We start from the raw sequence: 20,678 nt of genomic DNA, 5'->3' as shown, positions 1-20,678 counted from the left end.
CATGTCAGCATTTCCCAAAATAGCGATTGATCTTTCTCAGATTAATGAGGGGCTTGTCTTAGAAATCTATGAACGCCAAGTAGGAACTCTATTTGACCAAGAAATTGATTCAAACTTAAATAATGAAGCTAGGTATCAACTATTAGAAGGGTGTTTTTATGATTATGAATTGAATGACATAAATTATTATTTGGGTCAGATTTCTGGCAACATTATTCAATCACATAGAAAATCGATTCATTTAGGAACAATTGTGCCTAATATCTATGTAGGAACATTAAAGATTCCAATAGTTGAAAAAACCAGTGGTAAAAAAGTTCATACCTTAGAACTTGAAGTAAGATCAAGAAAATCTAACTACCGGGATGATTATCGAGATATGTTAGAGTTCATCACTGAACAGACAACAGACCTTTTATTACAAATCAACTCTCCAATATTTCAAAAATTTGAACCAGACTATACAAAAAACACTAGTCCTGAGGTTCTATATCAGAGATTTGTATTTATTAATTCGATTATTGGATCAAGTGACTTTACAGAAGCTGTGCATCGAATAGTTACAAATCCTGTGACCACATGGTGTGAGGAAGAGGAACCCACTGATATCCGAAAAATTAAACGATTTAGTAGAGCCTCAATTCAAGAACTGGTCAAAGGGAATAACAGAACTGCTTTACCTTTAAATCATTCGTTTAGGCAATATGGGCTAAAATCAGTACCTGTGAAGATTAAAAGTGCGCGTAAAACTGATTCAGTAGACACTCCCGAGAACAGATTTATAAAACATGCATTAGAGACTTTTTTAAAATTGAGCGTAGAGATTAATGCTAAAGCCCAAAAACTAAAGGACGGTAATCAGCTTGAAAAGGAATCATTTCAATTAATTCAGCAGCTAGAATCCTATTTGCAACACTCTTTGTTTATTGAAATTTCAAAACCCATTACTCTTAAATTAAACAGCCCAGGACTGCAGAGAAAAGAAGGCTATCGAGAAGTACTACGGGTTTGGTTGATCTTTGACCTTGCCGCAAAACTTATCTGGGAAGGTGGAGAGGATATTTATGATGGTGGAAAGAAGGATATTGCAACGCTATATGAATACTGGTTATTCTTCAAATTATTAGAGCTTCTACAATCCTTGTTTGCCATTGAACCAGAAGATATCCATAATCTAATCGTATTAACTGATAATGGTTTAAATCTAAAATTGAGGCAAGGGAAATTCACACCTTTAAAAGGAGTTTATAATTCGAATTCAAGAAAATTCAATATTCAGTTCAATTATAACCGATCATTCCGAGGAAAAAATGATTACCCATCATCTGGTAGTTGGACCACAACACTAAGACCAGATTATACCTTGTCCATTTGGCCATTTGGAATCGATGAAACCCAAGCAGAGAAAGAAGAATTGATTGTTCATATTCATTTTGATGCAAAATACAAGGTGGATAATATCATTGAGTTTACTGATCAGGATAATGAAGCTGATTTAAATGAAGAGAAAACAGCGAACCGAAAAGGAAATTATAAAAATGCGGATCTATTAAAGATGCATGCCTACAAAGATGCAATTAGAAGGTCTGCTGGTGCTTATGTACTTTATCCGGGGACTGAAAAAATAAGTCGAGCTGGGTTCCATGAAATAATTCCGGGATTAGGAGCATTTCCGGTGAGGCCATCTAAGAGTGAAGATGGAACAGAAGATCTTAAAGGCTTTATTCTTGAGGTGATAAATCATTTTATAGATCGTGCAACACAACGTGAGAAAATGGCTTTGAAATCATTTCAGGTTTATCAAAATCCTCCCTTAAAGGAAGGCAGAGTGGATGATTTATTACCCGAAGCTTTTGGAGCTAATAGACATATGATTCCCGATGAGACTTATGTGCTAATTGGTTATTACAAATCTGAAGAGCATCTAAATTGGATAATAAAAGAAAAGAAATACAATTTTAGAACTGGTACCGGAAATGGTTCTTTAAATCTAGATTTAGAAACGGTTAGCGCTAAATATTTACTTCTTCACACTAAAGGTGATAAAAACTCCAGTCGTCTATGGGAAATTAAAAAAGGAGGCCCTAGAATATATTCAAAGAAACAATTAGATGGAAAAAAAGCAAAATACCCAAATCCAAATCACGATTATTATTTGGTATTAAATTTAAAACCTGTAAAGGAATTAGAATTAAAAGGAAAGGTTTGGGAATTTAAAAAGTTAAATAAGTATCTAAATGGCAATGCATCAGCAATTCCATTTACTGCTAGTTTAGCAGAATTAGCAGTAAATTCTAAATAATTAATTTCAAAATTGTTTAATAAATTCTATTAATAAATTTTTGAGCTTTGATCCAATTTTTCCTTAAAATTGGTTTCGCCATAGAAGTTTTTCCATTTGAAGGTTCACCTGAAAAATGGCAATAATTCTCTTCAAAATCTATGTTTTCGTAATATGCCCAACTCAAATAAGCAGAATAAGAAAAGGGTTTTTCAGGATTGAAAGGTATTTTTTCTCCAGTTCGAATACAAAAACCAAACTCCTCAAAATCATTAAAATTGCGATTCAATAAAATCGGATTTTCTACTAATTTTTTATTTTCTTTTTCAAACTCCTTTCTTGTTTTTATAGGATTATTTATGTGATCATTATATTCTAAAAATGATGGATAATTTTGAATAAATTGATCTTTAAATTTTCTATTATTTATTAATTCTACTGTACAATCCAAAAGGACTTCTGATCCATGATAATTTGCGGCAAGACCAAGAAGCTTCTTTTCCACTATTGGTCTTTTTATATAAATGGATGGATTATTCTCTGCTAGAGTATAGCAATAATTAAACACATCATTATCATAGCTTGGTTTGAATCTATCCAAAATGGAGATCTCCGAGTAAACTCCAAATTCAACATTATTCTTAAATGAATAATCATATAAATTTATAGATGTAAGAATCCCCATTTTTTCGTTTCCATAATATTTACCGTGTAAGTTTTTAGAAAAAATTATAGTAACATTTGGAAAAGCTTTAAAAAACTCAAAATCATTTATAGATAGGCTTTTCCCATATTCGTTTTCATTTTTTCCAAAAATTAATAGCAAGTGAAGTTTGTGGTCCTTCATTTTGCTTAAAAAAACATTTTTGAAATATTCATCCAGTTTAATGTAAGGGGAAACGATTATTAAGGATTCCTTAGCGGAGTGAATTACTTCACAAATAGCATTTTCTAAATCCTCTCCTGTTAAAAATTTTGCCATATCTTTTAGTTTTACGAAAAAGTGAAGAAAAATAAATATATGCAATACCTTTTTTTACCATAAACCTAACAGGTTAGTAATCAATAAAAAAAATCTCAGAAAACTTAGGAACCGCAACTTTGGGTCTTATGTAAGGTTTTGATTTCACGGGGCTTTAAATTACTAAAATATAAAGCTCCGGCAGCTTACTTAGCAAATGAATAGGGGTACCTCCGAAGTACCCCTCCCCACTTCGGAAGTACCCCCTCCCACTTCATTGCTCCTCGCTTGCACCTTTTTGCTCCGTTCTTGGACCTTTTTGCTGCATGCATGCACCTATTTGCTCCACGCTTGAGGCTTTTTGCTCCAAGCGTCCACCTTTTTTGTCCGAGCATGCACCTTTTTACTGCTTGCTTGCACCTTTTAGGTTCACGTTTCCACCTTTTTGCTGCAGCATTGGACCTTTTTGCTTCATGCTTGCGCCTTTATGCTCCGAGCTTGCAGCTCCGAACTGGGTGACTGATCCCTATAAAAAAATAACAGCGAGCCGGAAGGACCTGGCTCGCTGTTTCGCGTTAAGTATTTATAAATCATATACTAAGCAACTTTTCTTTTTACTCCGTTTTACTGGCACTTGGCTTTTTATTAAACCTTTTCTTGAGGTCTTCATAAATCCCCTTGGCATTGGGAGCATTTAATCTAGCGGCATACTTCGTCGTGTTGTAATAACCCAGGCCTCCTTCCAGAGTTTCTGATCCCGCCAGCATCACGGTATCACTGAGATTGTCACACAAGAGATTTGCAGCTTTCAGCAGAGGTTCCAAGCCATTGACAGCTTTCCAGTCCTTTTGCATTTCGGCTACAGGAAGAAAAGGAGGCAAAAACTGAGGTTCGGAAACCACATAATCCATGACCTTTTCTACAAAAGGCCTGGTACCATCTGACATCTTCGGGATAGTCCTTCTATCATCCGGTGTCAAAGCAATTAAAAATGGAGCTAAAATAGCTCGAGCAGCATTGATATGATCTAAAGCTGCGGAGAGATCCGCGTCGGGGATCTCAATGGAGATACGGTTTTCTATCGCCATGTTGAAAAATATTTAAGTGAAAAGTAAAAATTAACTAAAAGTAATTTAGGTTTTATTTTCTGAAAACCAAGGGATTAGTATTATTTTTTTAAGAGAGTCAGGGAGTTTAGTTCTTGGCTTCTAAAACCAAGCTTTCACTCCCCTTGAGCTGGGCTTTTAATAAGATTCTCCGTAAAGCCTTTGCGATCTTTGCGGCTTTGCGGTTAAAGAATATTCAATTCAATAAATCGTATTCCCCTGCCCAACCGCTAGGAGTAATCCTCCAGCGAGTGGAATCAACTCGAAATTTTGATGGGAGAATAATTTATCTTAAATCTCTAAAGCACTTGCTATTTATTAACAATTAGTGATTGAAAAGCCCTAAAAACATCCCTTTAAAAAATAGATAGATTAAATAAAAGGCTGTCCTACTAGGTTAGACAGCCTTTCTAAGCTTTTATTTTATCGATCAGAATTTGATTTTATAGATCCCTCCTGCTCCAGGCGCAAGTTCTTCGCCAGTGCTTGGATGGAAAGGAGTTTGGAGCAATACATAAACATCTCCATTTTTATCCGCTACAAAACTCTTGTAAGCACTCTCCTGTGACCTCACATAATAAGTTGTTCCATTAAATTCAAAGGTCTGCTTAATGGAAAACTCCCCCATCTTTTGAAAATTTCCGCTTCCATTTGTCTGCTTGCCTAGATTATAGTGGAGTTTTGGATAGCTGGTGGAACCCACATTTGCTCCATCTTTAGCAGTTGCGGCCAATACATAGAAATTGGAGTTTCGATAATCCATCCCGATTAACCTCGTGTAGGTATCAAATTCGATTGGCTTCAATTGATCTTTCCAACTGATAAAGTCACTGATATTGTCTCCATTTCCTTCGATATACTTTGCATCGTTGATCGTCCTTTTGGAAACATATCGGAATTTACTCCCTTCCATACCCAACATAAAGGTAAAATTCCCAGCATCCTCATGAAGGATTTTTCGGTCAGTGAAATCAAGATTATAGCTAACCAAAGCATAACCAGGACCCGGAGAAATAAACTCAGGCATATAAATTCTGTTATTGTCACCCACAAACATTCCATATGGATCTGCTCCGTTGTTGATTTTGTGATCGCCAAGCATCTCTGGAGTTTTGGTAGAGACATTAAATCTGAAGCCATTCTTAACCTCACTTATCATAAAGGTATGGTTCTTCAATCCGTACAAAACTTCCCCTTTTGGATATAATGCCATTGGCAAAGTCAATAGATTATATAGGTTCAAATCATTCTTATATATAGCACTTTCCTGCCCTGCAAGGTTGGTAACGGCATTTGTAGAAAGATCTATGGACAAAAGCGCACTCGCGGTGACTGCATACATCACGTTTTTTTCTGCATCGATTTGAATATTCCAAATTGCCCCATATTCGTTGGCATTGCTCAAGACTTCCTCGAAGCTAAGATTGCCACTGACTACCTCAAATATCTGATCCACAGGAAGTCCTTGAGTTGCTTGTTTTTCCACAATCTGTAATTCAGATCCTTGTACAGGCGCTTTACCAATTCTAGCAACATTGATCTTTCCTGTCTTTGCACCTTCTGGAATTTTTACGGTCAATGAAGTTAAAGAAGCAGCTATTATTTCCATTTGCTTATCTCCGATTTTCACTTCCAATAAGCTCTTATCTGTATCAAAATGAAGTCCAGTAATCAGTAGCTCTTCACCCACTTTGGCTGATTCCTTATTTATTGAAGTGATAACAGGAGCGTAATAGAACATCCCGCTTTCTGCTGTTGCACCTAAAACCGTCAATGAATATTTGCCATGCTCCCCTGCCTCAGGAATGCTGATCTTAATCTCCGTGGCCGTAGCTGAAATTGCTTCAATCGCTAGATCGTTTAGCATCAGCTTATTCTCAGCCTTCAATGCGCTGAAACCTGTCCCTTTCATAGTCAACTCAGTACCGGCACTGCCATAATCCGGAGTAATGCTTACAATTGACAAGGTAGAAGTAGGATTATTGATCTGTGATCTTGGCTTAGTGTTTTTCTTATAATCGGCTACTTTAAATGTACCCTTGGAGGTGAAATTATTTCCCTCTTTATCTTTAAAAATCAAGTCCCAAATCACCGTGAGATTGGCTCCATCTACTTTAATTTCCAGCGTACCTGAGATCGCAAAATATGTGTTTTCACCACTGAGATACTTGACAAAACTTGGCAGGCTTGCTGTCATTCTTTTGTTATCAGGCCCATTGGATTCATTTGCCTCCAATCTGAGCCCATCAGAGGAAAATCCCATCACAGCTGGAAAGACCTGAGTAAGGTTGACCGTTCCTGGTTTTAATTCGTCAATAAAAAAGGTCAGTTTTTCACTGTTGGGCAATTGGGCAGTTACTTCCAATGCGCCAGTGCTTTCATTCTCATCCTGAAAAAAGACCGGAACAATTGAGTTGGCTGTGAGATCTAAAGAATTGCTGTTTATTTCTCCCTTTAGGTCTGTTTGAAATTTATTTATTGGCTGCTGAGAACCTGGATCGTCTTCACAGGAACCGAGAAAAAGCATTGCCAAAATAGAGCTTACTAAAAGATGTCGTTTCATAGAAATAATTTTTTGAGTCTTCCTGATTGACCAGGTTTAAATTCTCTTCAAAATTATCTTCTAACTAAACTTTGGAACATACGACATCTGCCCTAGTTTTTTACTATTCGAAAGGTCTCGATCCCGACCTTTGGATGAGATCATTTTCAATACGAAAAAGGAATGGAAGGCCCCATGGTCTATAAATCAATTACTGCAATCGACCGGGTAATACTATATAGCTGATTTTGTTAAAAGGTTCTATTAAACCTTTGCGGCTTTGCGGTTAATTAAAACACAATTCGAGTTTTAACCCAATTTCCACTTATCGGCAAGTTCTTTATTGTATCCATCTTCCTCTTCTTTTGGATTCGGTTCCCCCTTGCCTATTGTGATTAATTTGTAAAGGCTATTTTGGATGTAATTGGTCCAAGCTTCTTGGCAAATATCATAGCATTCATAAAATGAAGTCAGGCCTTCTTGGGTAAACGTAAGCTTGGTCTTATTTCCCTGCTTTTGAATCTCAAAAATCAGACGATTTCCAACCCACTCGGCTGGGTCTTTTATAAAGTTGAAGCTGTTCTCCATGACTTCCCAAACCACTCTTTTTCCAGGTTCAAGGGCTATAACTTTCATTTTACAAAGGTGAATATCCTTGTAATGATAAAACCATTCTTTATTCAACTGATCTGTCGGACCTTCAATTTGTTCTGACCACCAATCACAAACATTGTTGATGGCTTCATAAACTTCTTTTGGACTATTATCTACCTCAATGCTGGTTGTAAAATCTGTCTTTTCCATGTTTAGCTTAATTTTCTTTCTAGTTCATTCATATATTCTGTCCAGGCACCTGCACAGTTTCCATAGCATTCAAATTTTGGTGTCAACCCAAGATGCCTAAAGGTGATCCTCCGATTAGTTCCCAGGTCCTCTATTTCGAAACTAATTTGTGTTCCCACCCATTCATCTTGTTTTTTGACAAATTGCAGATTGCAATCAGTTACTTCCCAGGTCACTTTTTTAGATGGAGTAAGCTCTACCAATTTTTGTTTGGTATAGTGCATTCCGCCTCCAGCTTGGAAATCAAACTCGTCACCTAGCTTTTTGCTCTGTCCAGTTATGGTTTCTTCATACAATCCCGACCACCATTTATCGAGTTGCAAAAGCATCTCATAAATTTCTTTGGAGGACTTTGGGGATTGAAAACTGTATGTGAAATCTTCCAAATTACCCTTTTGCTGAGCTTCCTGTTGAATTGTTTTTGTGTCCATTCTGATCCTTTTAAAAGTTTATTTCAACAAATTTATTGACTGGAACACAAAATAAATGGGGTGATTTAGCCAATCCTACGGGTTGATTTGGACAAGGTTAATCTTTAGCTTTACAAGAAAAAAAAATGAAGCACTTGACTATTTTGGTGCCAAATGGGCAAAATAACCTGAGTAGTATCGTTGGTCCATTCAAGATTTTTAATCGGGCAAACAGCTATTTTTTAGAAAAGACCAAGCGTCAGGTATTTCATATTGAGCTGGCCGGGACCAATAGCCAAGTTGATTTTTATGAGGGATTATTCAGCGTAAATCCACAAAAGGATATTCGCGAAATTCAAAAGACTGATTTGATTATTATCCCTTCATTAAACCATCAATATGAGGAGGCCATTAAGGGGAATGAAGTCATGATAAATTGGCTTCGTGATCACTATAAATCAGGTACAGAGATTGCAAGCATTTGTACGGGGGCTTTTTTGCTGGCTGCCAGCGGTGTGCTAAAAGGTAAAAGATGCTCAACCCATTGGGCTGCTTCTGAGAATTTCCAACGCATGTTTCCTGATGTAAAACTTGAACCCGACCAATTGATTACGGATGAAGGAGGTATCTATACAAATGGAGGTGCGTATTCCTTTCTCAACCTGATGATTTATTTGGTTGAAAAGTTCTATGATAGGGAAACAGCGATTTTTTGTTCCAAAGTGTTTCAGATAGATGTGGCTAGAAACCTGCAATCTGAATTTTCCATTTTTAATGGTCATAAAAAACATGAAGATGAGGCCATTTTAAAAGCACAGGCTTATTTGGAAGAGAATTATCAAAAGCAACTCTCAGTTGAGGAGCTGGCGAAATCCTTGAATGTTGGTAGAAGAAATTTTGATAGGCGCTTTAAAAAGGCTACTAATTTTACTCCTTTGGAATATTTGCAGCGGATTAAAGTGGAAGTGGCAAAAAAGTCATTTGAGAATACTAGACTGAATGTGAATGAAGTCATGTATGATGTCGGCTATAGTGATGCAAAAGCATTTAGAGACATCTTCAGAAAAATCACCGGCATTTCGCCTTTGGATTACAGGGATAAATACAATTACCTGTTTATGGGGAAATAAGTGCTGAGGGTTTTATAAATAAATGAAAAAGCAGCTTGAGTAAAAACCCAAACTGCTCCTATCGAAGAATCTTAATTCAGAAGCTTTCTCTATTTTTTTTTAATCAGTTTAGGATTGTTTTTCCAGCCAGTTTAAAATTGCCTGATTCGTTTCTTCTGGAAGTTCTTGCTGGATGCAATGCCCACAATCCAAGCTAAGCACATCTAAATTGGGTGCGAATTCCTTTAAGCTAGGAGATTTTGGAATCATATCCCGATCTCCATAAATCATCAAAGTTGGTTGTTCGATCCTTGGCTTTACCTCAGCCATCAAATGCCAGTTTCGATCCAGGTTTCTATACCAGTTGATACTTCCTGTAAAACCTGATGATTCGAAAGCAGTGCTGTAAACAGCCAGTTCTTCCTCGCTCATCAAAGCTTCCCCCATGGGTTTATCTGCTTTAGCCAAGTTAATCATGATCATTCCTGGCTCAGGAGGTGTAGGCGGTACGTTTTTGCGGAAGATATTTCGCAGAAATTGGCTTGTGTTATCTTCCAAGATAGCATCCGCTACCCCAGGTTGCTTGTTGAAATGAACAAAATAGAAATCGGGACCAAAAAATTCCTCCATCATCTCGATCCAGGGTCTATTTCCCCGATCTTGGTAAGGCAAAGCCAGATTGATGACCTTAGAGACCCGTTTTGGATGTAATAGGGCAAGATTCCAAACCACATTAGCTCCCCAATCATGGCCTATAAAGATTGCTTCTTGATATCCATAATGATCGAGCAGCGCTACCAAGTCGCCCGTCAGGTGCTGAATATCATATTTGGTTACATCAGATGGGCTGGAAGAATTGCCATAGCCTCGCTGATTGGGAACGATAACATGGTATCCCGCTTGGACCAGCGCAGGAATTTGGAAGCGCCATGAAAAAGCATGTTCCGGAAAACCATGACAGAGGATTATCGGATTTCCGGCATTCTCTGAACCTGCTTCAAATACTTCAAGGTTTATCCCATTTACTGAAATCATGGTAGGGTTTGGAAAATCAACTGGATTGAATCCTGAATGAATTACGTTCGTCATTTTTTTAAAATTAAGAGTATGACGCAAACGTAAAGGATGGCTGTGACAGCCTATTGTCAAGGGTCAGGAAGGCTTATTGGAATTTGTCAAAATATTCCTGCAAAGTCATTTTATGGGGTTCAAAGTTTTCAGCTTTAAGCTCGATTTTTTGAATTCTGTCCAAGCGGAAAAATCGAAATTCTTTTCGTAATCGGCAGTAAGCTATCAAATACCAGTTTTCGGCACTCAAAAGTGCAAAGGGTTCAATGATTCTCTCTGAGAAGGAGCCTTCCTTGTTGAGGTATTGAATGCTAACCAGTATGTAATTGGTTAGGGCAAATTGTAAGTCAGACAGATTGTTGCTGTTCCTTTCTTGGTGGATTGCTTCATCGTATCGAGTTCTTTCAGCCAGTAAATTGGCTTTGTCTTGGACCGTGTATCTAAGAATGGATTTGATTTTATCAATAGCCTCGGAATAATCTTTGACAAAGGAGGCGTCTTTGTTTTTCAGAACCAGTTGCTCAGCTAAAATCAGTGCATTGGCTTGTTTTTCGGTGAACATAACAGGAGGAATCCTATACCCTTCCATCAGAGTATAACCCTTCCCTTCCTCTGTGATGACAGGAACTCCGGATTGCTCCAATGCCTTAATATCCCTGTAAATGGTCCGTTTGCTTACTTCAAACTTATCCGCCAGATCTTTGGCAGTGATCAATCGTTTGGTCTGTAATTGGGTTAAAATTGCGGTTAGGCGGGAAAGTCTGGTTGTTTCTGAATATTCCATTGAATTGGTAAAAGCAGATTTCTTTGGATCTGTTCGCAATTAGCTTTTGATAAAAGAATGCGGCTTAGGTAAATATCCAAAATCTAATTAAAAATAGGCCTAGTGGCATTGGTATTCTCTATAAAAATCAGACAATCGTAATGCTTTGTAAGAGGTATGTAATAAATATCCATACTGTCTTCTTTTCCATAGCCGATTAACTTGGTTGGTCCAATGACTGCATCGGAATTCAGCTCCTTGCTAAGCATTTCAGTATTGATAATAGCTGCTTTTCCCAGTTTGGCAAGCTTAGTTTCCCAGAGTTCCTCTTCACTTGATTGCAAAGTTTCAGCTTTGAGTTCTTCATTGTAGTTGTGGTCACCATTTATGAACTTCTCGTCCATGTAGGAATAAGTTCCATTGAGTGTCATGAGTCCCACAGCATAGTAATCATCCTTAAATTCTTTATCCAGATAATAGCCCATCAATCCGATTTCCGCATCTACTATTACTTCATTTGAGATATGTGCATTGTGAGCCCAAACGATGATTTTACGATCACTTTGTTTGGCTAAATAGGAAATTCTCTCTGCCATTACCTCATCCCTGGTCCGTATTGGTTGCTCATTATCAAGTAAAACATAATTGATATAGGAGGTTTTTCCATTGAGTATCATTTCTTCCAAAACACCAGTCAGTTTTCCTGTTGATTTCAAATGATTTTCAATAGCCAGAATATTATCGTAAACTTTTTTTCCTTCCTTGATTCTGTTCTTAAGGTTATCAGATAACCTGTTTTCAATTGACTCATCGAGCCTATCCAAAAGCTGATTTAATTGTGGGTCATTGATTGGATAAATCTGGCTTTTTAATAAATCAATAAATGCCCAATATGAATCATCGTTTCCCTTAAATTCCACAGAATAATCAGATCGTTTTTCCTTATACCATTGAAGGAAGGATCTCATCTCCTCAGTCTGATAAATAGAAAATAGGTGCTTTCGCATCAAACTATCTAATGGCTTGCTATCCAAACTCTGATTTAATAATTCTATATCATCGTATGGGCTTTCCAAAACCACCAAGTTGAAGCCTTTCTCTTCGACCAATCTTTTTGTGATCATTTCCCGGACTTGGTAAAACTCAGAGGTGCCATGGGTACTTTCTCCAATTGCCACAATCTTTTTGTCTCCTACTTCATCTATCAATTGATCCAAACTTTTGTTCCAGGTATCCTGGTTGCTGAGGTCCATGGGGACAGAGGATTTTGATAATGCTGAAGTCAGTGCTTCGGGTGTAAAGTCTTTTAAAGTTAGTCTTTTGGTCTCTTCTAATGTCTGAATGTCTTTGCCATCAATTGTTACTCTAAAATCATCAAACCAAGCCGTTCCTCCCTTACCCAAAATCCCACCTATATAGATATATTTTGAATTGGGTGGATAGGGTACTTTTATTGAATATTCCGTCCAATCACTACTTCCTCTAATATGACGGTTTTGCATACTTTCAAAAACTAAATGATGGCCTCTTTTTTCGCCATCAATCCACATAATCAAACCAACATAGTCTTTTACTTTTTCATATTTCACCCTACCTGACAATTCAATGGTATCGCCATTATAATTGGCTGGAAACCTATTCATAATGAACCCGAACTTCCCATTATCATCCGAGACAACTTTCCCAACATTATTCCCCATGCTATCTTTCTCCCCTTTTATGATCTCGAAACCACCATATTTATACCACCCTTTAGGCATGGTCTGATTCATTGAGTCCAACTCATCAAAGTTTAGATTGAACTTGTTTTGGGAAAAGCATAGGATTGGGAGAGCCCCAAATAAAAAGAGAAGAAGGCGGAATTTTGGAACTCGCATATGCTTTTAAAAAGAATGATAAAAATCGGGAATCGTCTCTAAACTAGAGAATTCGATAACACCTACAATCCCATTTAAAATCATTTAACTAAATAGCCTCCTTGGTCCAAAGCCTGATCTAAATAATAATCTATTTATAGGAATGGGCTAAAGCGCCATTCCTATTCAAGATTTGTTATAGAAAAATTGGAAATCAGACTGCATCAATTGCCGCCGTTTTTAGATAGTGGATACTTTAAACCAATAAAGCCTTTCCGACATCAGCCGAACTCATTCCATATTTTGGCTAAAGCCTGATCTATTTAATAATCTATCTATCTATCGGAATGGGCTAAAGCGTCATTCCTATTCAAGATTTGATATATAGAATTTGGAAATCAGACTGCATCAATTGCCGCCGTTTTTAGATAGTGGATACTTAAATCCAATAAAGCATCCCCGACATCAGCCAAACTCAATTCATATTTTGGCTAAAGCCTGATCTATTTGATGATCTATCTATCGGAATGGGCTAAAGCGCCATTCCTATTCATGATTTGATATATAGAAATTGGAAATCAGACAGCATCAATTGCCGCCATTTTTAGATAGTGGATACGTAAATCTAATAAAGCATTCCCGAAATCAGCCGAACTCATTTCATATTTAGGCTAAAGCCTGATCTAAATAATGATCTTCTAAAAAAATGGGCTAAAGCCACATTTCAATTGAATTAGAAAAAGAACACAATTTGGATTTGGAACTAATCAATTGCCACCATCTTTAGATGGTGGATACTTAAATCCGATAGACCTTTCCAGGCTTTAGCCGAACTCATTGATATTATAAATTGCTTTCCGCATTTTAAACTATTAAGCGATTAGGTTATAATTACTCATTTTGGGGCGATTGTTACATTTTTTCGGATCCTGATTTTATTCAACAAAGTTTAATTGACTCTTTTTCAACTAGATAAGCAGGAAAAGAATCATGGCTGCTCATTTGTATAAGGGCTTTCTAGTTCATTGATCCAAATTCTTCCCATTATGATTAGTCGTTCTATAAATTCTACCGATTCTCTCAAGAGAAATTCTCCTTCCGAAGGAGTCCTATGGCTTCCTATCCATCAAAAAGACAAAGTCATCGAAAAAGCAGCCAGTTTGAAATCCCAGGAAATCCGTCGAATCCGAGTCGGAATCAACTGCAAAAATTTCCATGATGCTGAAGGTAAAGCTTGGTATGACTGGTTAATCCCTTTTCTGGGAAAGCAGTTTGATCTTATCCTGACTTTTGAGGCTGATTTTGAAAACCCAGGGAAAAAGTCCTCTTGCTACTATAGTTTTTTTGAAATGATTGAGCACTTTACGATGGGTAAGAACAGCTTTTTTGATACAATAGAATTAAGGAGAAGTGCTTTTTACCATAGCCCGAATAATCTTTTTTCTGACCCTTTGGTGTTTGGTGCGATTTGGGCTAAATCCATGGGTATCAAAGTTATTTTGGGCAATATTCAAACAAAGGATTTTGAATGGGTAAACCGATTGATCAAGTTCCGCTTGATTGATAATTTTGATTTTATGGAAATAAATAAAGAGGAAGAGGATTTATGGAGTGCAAATACGGATCATTATGAAAAAACCCTGATTCATTTATTGGCAAAAAATGGTTGTACTACGAGTATAAGAGTCAGTGCCAAACCCATCATCAGTCTCAAATTATATGAATCAGAATTTGGGCGCAGCAAGTCTATCGCTGCTATAGGCTAAAAACAGTTGTGATTTAGAATAGGAAATTCATGATTTGAAATTGAAAATTTGTAATCGGACCGCATCAATTGCCACCCTCTTTAGAAAGTGGATAATTAATTCAGATAGACCTTTCCCGGCTTTAGCCGAACTCATTTCATATTTTGGCTAAAGCCCGATCTATTTAATAATCTTCTAATAAAATGGGCTAAAGCCACATTTCTATTGAATTAGAAAAAGACCATAATTTGGATTTGGAACTCATCAATTGCCACCATTTTTACTTGGGAATAGAAATAACAATAAAACTCAGTTCATCGTCCAGATTCTGTGCAACCCAAAGTTTGCCATCCTTTGCGAAGTATTTCACTTCTTCTTTTGACAATTCCTTTACAGGGATTACTGAAAGCAGTTTGAAATTGGCATCTAATACAGTAACAAATACTTTCGTTTTGGTGATGGTTTGGATTTCTTCTGAACCCTCCTCTTTTATTTCCTCAAAGACTTTCTGGGCAGCTAATCGGTAGTATCGCTCTGTCTGTCCATCCCACACCACAGGCTCGTAACGTACCTGTCCCACAAGATTCATATATGCATCTCGCGACTGTTCACTGGTTTTATAGAGAGGCTCTCCGGGTACTTCTGCCTTTGCTGGGATAAGTTGTGATTCAGGTTGTGCCAATTGCTTCACATCTCCATTCAGATCTACAACCAGGATTTCATTGGAATACTCATGAGAAACCAAAAAATGATCTCCATTGCCACTAAGTTTAATGGCAGGATCTCTGAAATTTATCTGATCATCAGAGAGTAGAAGGTACTTATTATAAGTGTTTTCAGGATCTGCATCGACTCGTTTGACAGTACCAGTGGATCTGTTCAGAATATCTAGGTAGACTTTTTTGTTTTGAATATCATAGCTCAAAGCAGCGATCTTATCAGGATCAGATTCTGAAACCCATTCATACCTTCTTGGATATTGCGGCAAGTTGTTGCCTTCGGCATCCTTGGCTTCCTCCCAAGCGATTCGCTCTTTGACCTGCCCTTGTTTATTGAGAATGGAAGAGATGACAAAGGATTTGGTGAAAAATAGGCTGTCATTCAAAACCTGAACTCCGACTACCATAGGCCCTACTCCATTGGGTCCTTCTGCTTCCAAAGGATAGGATTTGGCAAAGGTTTCAGCTTCCAGATCTATTTCATCAATGGACATATCGAATTGGTTGAAATTTAGCAGAAACTTCCTATTAGGATCAACTCCTGAAAACATCAGATTCATTCGTATGTCTAGGTTTCTGTCTTTTGAGTCAATTTTGACAGTATCTAGTTGGTAAGCTTCGACTTCAGTTTCCGATACATTGCTAGACTCACTACAGGAAAAAAGCAGGGAAATCAAAACCGGAATGACAAGGATTAGCCAGTATTTTCTCTTTGTATCTGGTTGATTAGGAAATGAAGAATCAGGAATTGAAAAACCTTTTTGAGGACTTGAAGAATAGGAATCTGAAAGCTTTGGAAGCATGGCGAAATGAGGTAGATCGATAAAAGAAAAGGAATAAAAACTTACTGCAATCTCCTCTGCAAAAAGATGCTGCAAAGGAAAACTACACTATTAAATTAGTAAAATATCGGAGCTTCACAGGAATTCTTAGGTGAGTTTTGGTTAATCTTCTTTAAATGCCTAATTGGAAAAGTTCATTCTCAAGAAAAACACACACTCAAAGGCTAGATGCTCCTTTATTTTTTTGAAAGTTCGTAACGATCCCCCAACTCATTCTCTAATACCAATTCATTGGCATTTTGCTGATATTCCCATTTGCCATTTAGGATCAAAGTCCAATCAAACTCCGCGGTCCAAGGGCATTCATTCTGAAAAGTAATCTCTTTTGGAGTCAAGGTATAAGTTCCGTTACATAGTGCTGGGAATTTGACCTTTTCACTTGTTCCTTCAAATGTCCCATTAGAAAAAGTAATTTCTACTTTACCCTGCTCACCGTTTCTTTCGAAAGTCCCAGAATAATCACCTTCAATAAAAAAGGAAATTTCATCCTCATCCAAGCAGGAAAAACTGCTGAAAAGGATTAGAAACACTGATATGGAAAGAGAGAAATATTTAGACATATCGGATAAAGCTGAAATTAAAAGTCATTACCTAAACGCGGAAATCCAAGCAATAGCAACAGTTTAGATACGGAAGTAATAAAAAAAGGGAGTATCCACAGCTAAGCGAATACTCCCTCGTTTATAGGAATTAAATTTAAGACCTTTCTTCCTGAAGTGCTTTCAGGTTGTTTTTGGAATAAAACTGTTCCCTGAATTCCTGAAACTCTTCTTCGAGCTCAGTTACCAAAGTCAGGTTGTTGTTTACATTTTGCCACATATCGGGGAGCTTTTTCTCTAAAAGCCCAACTCCCAAATTGATGTTGTCTGCCTCGATCTTGGAAATCTTCTTCAATACGGAAGTCTGACTATTCTTCAAATCCTCGAATTCACGCAGGATTTTATCCATCATGTCCAATTTCTCTAATTTATCCATGGTTATCTTATTGGGTTTGTGAAACTTATGTTTCCTTAAAATACGATAATAATCGTGCCCATAAAAATAGTTAGGCTTCTTTAGGTCTGCCTTAAGACTGAGAACTTGGCATTCTTCTGCTATTCATAAGCTTCAAAAGCAGGGAAATCAGCAGCATCTATCACGACTGTATGGATGCCATTGGTGATCTTAGCCTGCTCTACTTGGTAGTTCTCCGCAAGCATTTTAAAATATTGCGCATCAGACATGCTGGGTGCCAAAATGCCCAAGTAATCATTGCTTGGCGGTTCATAGTGATTGTGTAAATGATAGCGTAGTTTCCACCCGTTTTTTATGTCCTCCTCCAATTGTTTGATCAATGGATTGGGTTTGGGTGGCCAAGGCTGATCACTTGCAGCAAAATAAACTCGATATTTCTTTTGCTCCGCATGGAAGGCAATAAAGCCATGGAATTCTGTAGGGTGACCTATGTAATTGTATTTAAGCAGCTGATAATTCAAGATCTGAGCTTCCAGGGCATTGATAGGTCTGATCTCCCCTACTGTGCCGGTATGCGTAAGCATGGCATTTTTCTTATCCCCATTACTGATATTCAACAGGCTGTCTGGATGATAGCTTTGAGTTGCTTCTTTCTGGACTACTTGAGCATAGCGATCTGGGCCAAGCAAAAGCTTTAAGGTATCCTGAAAACTTACAATCCCTCCCAGTTCTTTCGTGTTGGCTTCCCAGATACTTTCACTGTCCTCAAACTCCCAATAGAAAAACTCCGCTGCTCCATCAGTGGCTAAGATGGTTTTAGGCTGGGAATACAAGTCAAAGTCCTCTTTTGCGATGGGTTCTTTGCAAGCAAACTGAAACAAACAAAGCAAAATCAAATAGTAAAGATTCTGTCGCACAGGGATTTTGGATTTATGAATTAGAAATCAAGATAAGGAACAAGAATTTCCTTGCTACCATATTTACGGAATAAAGTCCATTGGTCAAAAAGAGGTAAACATCTCCACTAGTACTTAGTTATCAAGTAATAACAACTAAATCAGTATGTTAACCTTTATTTTTACAGCCCTGTGAAGAAGATTTCTACCCTCCCTTTCAGTGCAGTTTGGAGAGCACTCACTTTTACTTTCCTTGTTTTGATGGCTTTTCCATTGACGGCTTTGGCACAAACAAGTGAAGTTTCCGGAAGACTCTTGGATTCCAAAACACAAGAACCAGTTGGGTTTGCACAAGTAGCATTGTTTGCCTCTGAGGAAGACAGTAGTCCTATCATATTCTCTGATACCAACGAATCCGGTGAGTTTACGCTTTCGATTGCTTCAGGAAAGTACCTGTTGAAAGCTTTTTTCATCGGATATAAGGATTTGGTAATAGATGATATTCAAGTCAATGGCAGTATGGACCTGGGTGATTTGAGCTTTGAAAGCGAAAGCCAAAACTTGGATGAAGTGGTCATTGAAACCTCTAAACTCCCTGTAAGATCCACGCTTGAAGGTTTGATAATTACTCCGGAAAACAATCTGGCAAATGCTGGAGGAACACTTCTGGATATCCTGCGAAACACGCCTTCTGTATCTGTTAGTGAAGATGGTGGTGTTTCTTTAAGAGGGAGTTCGAATACCAATATTCTGATCAATGGCCGAAATTCATCTCTGACACAGAATCTCGATCAATTACCTGCTTCCATTGTGGAAGAGATAAAAATTATCAATAATCCCAATGCACGATATGATGCAGAAGCTGAGGGCGGTGTAATCGATATTGTGTTAAAGAAAGGAATTGAGCTAGGAACCCATGGAGGTTTGGAGGCTACTTATGGCACGAGAAACCGAACCAACCTAGGTGGAAGAATCAATCATAGAAATCTCAAGTTCAACTTTTACGCGGGATACAATTATAGAAATTGGAAGCAAGTAGGCGAACGCCAGTCTACCCGAACAATTTTGGAAGACAATGAAAAACTGGAGCAAAACACCTTCAGTACTGATTCGGACATCGGAAACAACCTGAATTTTGGTGGAGATTACTATTTCGGAAATAATACGCTGAGTTATGAAGGTGTTTTTCAAGCAAACGAGACCTTGAACATCAACACGCTATTTGCGGAGCAGAATCGCAATGGAGAGGATTTTCAGTATGTAAGAAGAAACAATGAAGGAGAATCAGACGATGGCTTTGATAATGCCTTGATCTTCGAGCATAATTTTAAAACGAAGGGTCATTTATTCCGGGCTACTGCCAGTAATTCCTATAGAAATCAATTCAAAACCCAGAATATTGAAATCTTCAATAACACGCTTGAGCCACTTGCTGAGAATCTGACAGGAAGACAAAGAGCATTCACTGACGAAGTAAGAAACATCACTGTGTTTCAGGCGGATTATATCCAACCACTAGAGAAAGGCAAGTTTGAAGCTGGCCTGAAATCAAATATCAGAGAGTTTGATAATGATTTTCTTTATCAGCGATTTGATGAGACTTCCCAGAGTTTTGTAGAAGATCCAAGTGTCAGCAATAGATTTCTATACCAAGACCAGGTTCATGCTGGTTATGCGATCTTTTCGGGCAGTAAATCGAAGTTGGAATATGGACTTGGATTACGTGGAGAATTCACTAAAGTGGATACCTATCTGTATAACACGGAGGAGGAAAACCAGCAGCAGTATTTCAACCTATTTCCAAGCCTTCAGGGCCTTTATAACATCAATGCTATACATGGAATCAAGTTGACTTATAGTCGAAGAATTGACCGTCCTAGAGCTTGGAGATTGAATCCCTTTCCTAATATCACAGATAGCTTAAATGTAAGAAGAGGAAATCCCAATCTGATTCCTGAAATGATCAATTCATTCGAATTGGGACATTTGGCAAATTTTGAAAAAGTGAGTTTGACCACCAATCTCTTCTACAGAAGAATCAATAATCAAATTGACTTTATCACGATTGTAGAAGATGGCATCTCCTATTCCCAACCGGATAATTTGAACTTTGCCCAGTTGGCCGGAGTGGAATTCATCGGTACTGCAGAAATCGCAGACTGGTATTCCTTAAATGGAGGTTTGACTTTCACCAGAATCAAAGTTGATGCTTCGAATATCAGCGAGGAATTCACCAACGATGGATTCACTTGGAATGCTAAATTAAATCAGGACTTTAAGTTGCCTTGGGACATCAATTTCCAGATCGCAGCAAATTATGAATCTCCGGAAATTCAAGCCCAAGGGAAGAGTTTATCAGTTTATTATGTAGATACCAGCATTCAAAAGTCCTTTTTGAAGAACAAAGGAAGTGTGACCTTGGCTGTAAGAGATGTTTTTGATACAAGAAGGTATGCAGGAAATTCCATTACCAATACCTTCATTCAGGATTATTACTCCAAGCTGGAAACTAGAATCGTGTTGCTTTCTGCGAGGTATAATTTCTGATTAGAACCACATATCTGTGGTTCTAATCATTAGGAA

16 protein-coding genes are annotated in these 20,678 nt (G+C 37.7%); 4 read left to right on the top strand and 12 right to left on the bottom strand.

Annotated features, from left to right (window positions below; genetic code table 11):
- Position 1 precedes the first annotated feature (1 nt).
- Positions 2 to 2,302 carry a DUF2357 domain-containing protein gene (locus tag J0A69_RS14480; RefSeq protein ID WP_206587323.1) on the top strand — a complete coding sequence of 767 codons (2,301 nt, stop codon included), beginning with the start codon at positions 2 to 4 and terminating at the stop codon, positions 2,300 to 2,302.
- Positions 2,303 to 2,318: 16 nt separating this feature from the next.
- On the opposite strand, the gene J0A69_RS14475 is transcribed toward J0A69_RS14480, so the two are convergent.
- The 5 genes from J0A69_RS14475 to J0A69_RS14455 all read right to left on the bottom strand — a co-directional run bounded on the left by J0A69_RS14475 (position 2,319) and on the right by J0A69_RS14455 (position 8,164).
- Complete coding sequence (locus tag J0A69_RS14475) at positions 2,319 to 3,263, bottom strand: phospholipase D-like domain-containing protein (RefSeq protein ID WP_206587322.1); 945 nt, start codon at positions 3,261 to 3,263, stop codon at positions 2,319 to 2,321.
- A 593-nt stretch (positions 3,264 to 3,856) separates the two neighbouring features.
- On the bottom strand, positions 3,857 to 4,330 hold the full coding sequence (locus tag J0A69_RS14470) for a hypothetical protein (protein WP_236032881.1): 474 nt from the start codon (positions 4,328 to 4,330) through the stop codon (positions 3,857 to 3,859).
- Positions 4,331 to 4,778: 448 nt separating this feature from the next.
- Entirely contained in the window at positions 4,779 to 6,911 is a 2,133-nt protein-coding gene (locus tag J0A69_RS14465; protein ID WP_206587321.1) for an IPT/TIG domain-containing protein, read from the bottom strand.
- A 288-nt stretch (positions 6,912 to 7,199) separates the two neighbouring features.
- Positions 7,200 to 7,694 carry an SRPBCC family protein gene (locus tag J0A69_RS14460; RefSeq protein ID WP_206587320.1) on the bottom strand — a complete coding sequence of 165 codons (495 nt, stop codon included), beginning with the start codon at positions 7,692 to 7,694 and terminating at the stop codon, positions 7,200 to 7,202.
- 2 nt (positions 7,695 to 7,696) lie between these two features.
- On the bottom strand, positions 7,697 to 8,164 hold the full coding sequence (locus J0A69_RS14455; protein WP_206587319.1) for an SRPBCC family protein: 468 nt from the start codon (positions 8,162 to 8,164) through the stop codon (positions 7,697 to 7,699).
- 125 nt (positions 8,165 to 8,289) lie between these two features.
- Here J0A69_RS14455 and J0A69_RS14450 point away from each other — a divergent pair, with 125 nt between their 5' ends.
- A complete protein-coding gene (locus tag J0A69_RS14450) occupies positions 8,290 to 9,273 on the top strand; it encodes a GlxA family transcriptional regulator (RefSeq protein WP_206587318.1) in 984 nt (327 codons plus the stop codon).
- 108 nt (positions 9,274 to 9,381) lie between these two features.
- On the opposite strand, the gene J0A69_RS14445 is transcribed toward J0A69_RS14450, so the two are convergent.
- From J0A69_RS14445 to J0A69_RS14435, 3 genes are all read right to left on the bottom strand, one after another.
- Positions 9,382 to 10,341: an alpha/beta fold hydrolase gene (locus tag J0A69_RS14445; protein WP_206587317.1), complete on the bottom strand. Its 960-nt coding sequence runs from the start codon at positions 10,339 to 10,341 to the stop codon at positions 9,382 to 9,384.
- Positions 10,342 to 10,414: 73 nt separating this feature from the next.
- Positions 10,415 to 11,104 (bottom strand): helix-turn-helix transcriptional regulator, encoded by a 690-nt coding sequence (locus J0A69_RS14440; protein WP_206587316.1) that lies wholly within the window; start codon positions 11,102 to 11,104, stop codon positions 10,415 to 10,417.
- A gap of 83 nt (positions 11,105 to 11,187) precedes the next feature.
- On the bottom strand, positions 11,188 to 12,855 hold the full coding sequence (locus J0A69_RS14435; RefSeq protein WP_206587315.1) for an erythromycin esterase family protein: 1,668 nt from the start codon (positions 12,853 to 12,855) through the stop codon (positions 11,188 to 11,190).
- 1,130 nt (positions 12,856 to 13,985) lie between these two features.
- On the opposite strand from J0A69_RS14435, the gene J0A69_RS14430 reads away from it, so the two are divergent.
- Complete coding sequence (locus J0A69_RS14430) at positions 13,986 to 14,705, top strand: hypothetical protein (protein WP_206587314.1); 720 nt, start codon at positions 13,986 to 13,988, stop codon at positions 14,703 to 14,705.
- 259 nt (positions 14,706 to 14,964) lie between these two features.
- Here the strand turns inward: J0A69_RS14430 and J0A69_RS14425 are convergent, their stop codons facing one another.
- The 4 genes from J0A69_RS14425 to J0A69_RS14410 form a co-directional block, all read right to left on the bottom strand.
- Complete coding sequence (locus J0A69_RS14425) at positions 14,965 to 16,281, bottom strand: DUF4221 family protein (RefSeq protein WP_206587313.1); 1,317 nt, start codon at positions 16,279 to 16,281, stop codon at positions 14,965 to 14,967.
- Between the two features lie 140 nt (positions 16,282 to 16,421).
- Positions 16,422 to 16,805 carry a hypothetical protein gene (locus tag J0A69_RS14420; RefSeq protein ID WP_206587312.1) on the bottom strand — a complete coding sequence of 128 codons (384 nt, stop codon included), beginning with the start codon at positions 16,803 to 16,805 and terminating at the stop codon, positions 16,422 to 16,424.
- A gap of 136 nt (positions 16,806 to 16,941) precedes the next feature.
- Positions 16,942 to 17,220 carry a hypothetical protein gene (locus J0A69_RS14415; RefSeq protein ID WP_206587311.1) on the bottom strand — a complete coding sequence of 93 codons (279 nt, stop codon included), beginning with the start codon at positions 17,218 to 17,220 and terminating at the stop codon, positions 16,942 to 16,944.
- Positions 17,221 to 17,339: 119 nt separating this feature from the next.
- Positions 17,340 to 18,116, bottom strand: coding sequence for a hypothetical protein (locus J0A69_RS14410; protein WP_206587310.1), 777 nt, complete (start codon positions 18,114 to 18,116; stop codon positions 17,340 to 17,342).
- A gap of 171 nt (positions 18,117 to 18,287) precedes the next feature.
- Here J0A69_RS14410 and J0A69_RS14405 point away from each other — a divergent pair, with 171 nt between their 5' ends.
- Positions 18,288 to 20,642: an outer membrane beta-barrel family protein gene (locus J0A69_RS14405; RefSeq protein WP_317194872.1), complete on the top strand. Its 2,355-nt coding sequence runs from the start codon at positions 18,288 to 18,290 to the stop codon at positions 20,640 to 20,642.
- The last annotated feature ends 36 nt before the right edge of the window (positions 20,643 to 20,678 follow it).

Origin of the sequence: Algoriphagus pacificus (assembly GCF_017254845.1) — a bacterium.
In the GTDB taxonomy this organism is placed as follows: Bacteria; Bacteroidota; Bacteroidia; order Cytophagales; family Cyclobacteriaceae; genus Algoriphagus; species Algoriphagus pacificus.
This window is presented reverse-complemented; position numbering and strand designations above follow the sequence as displayed.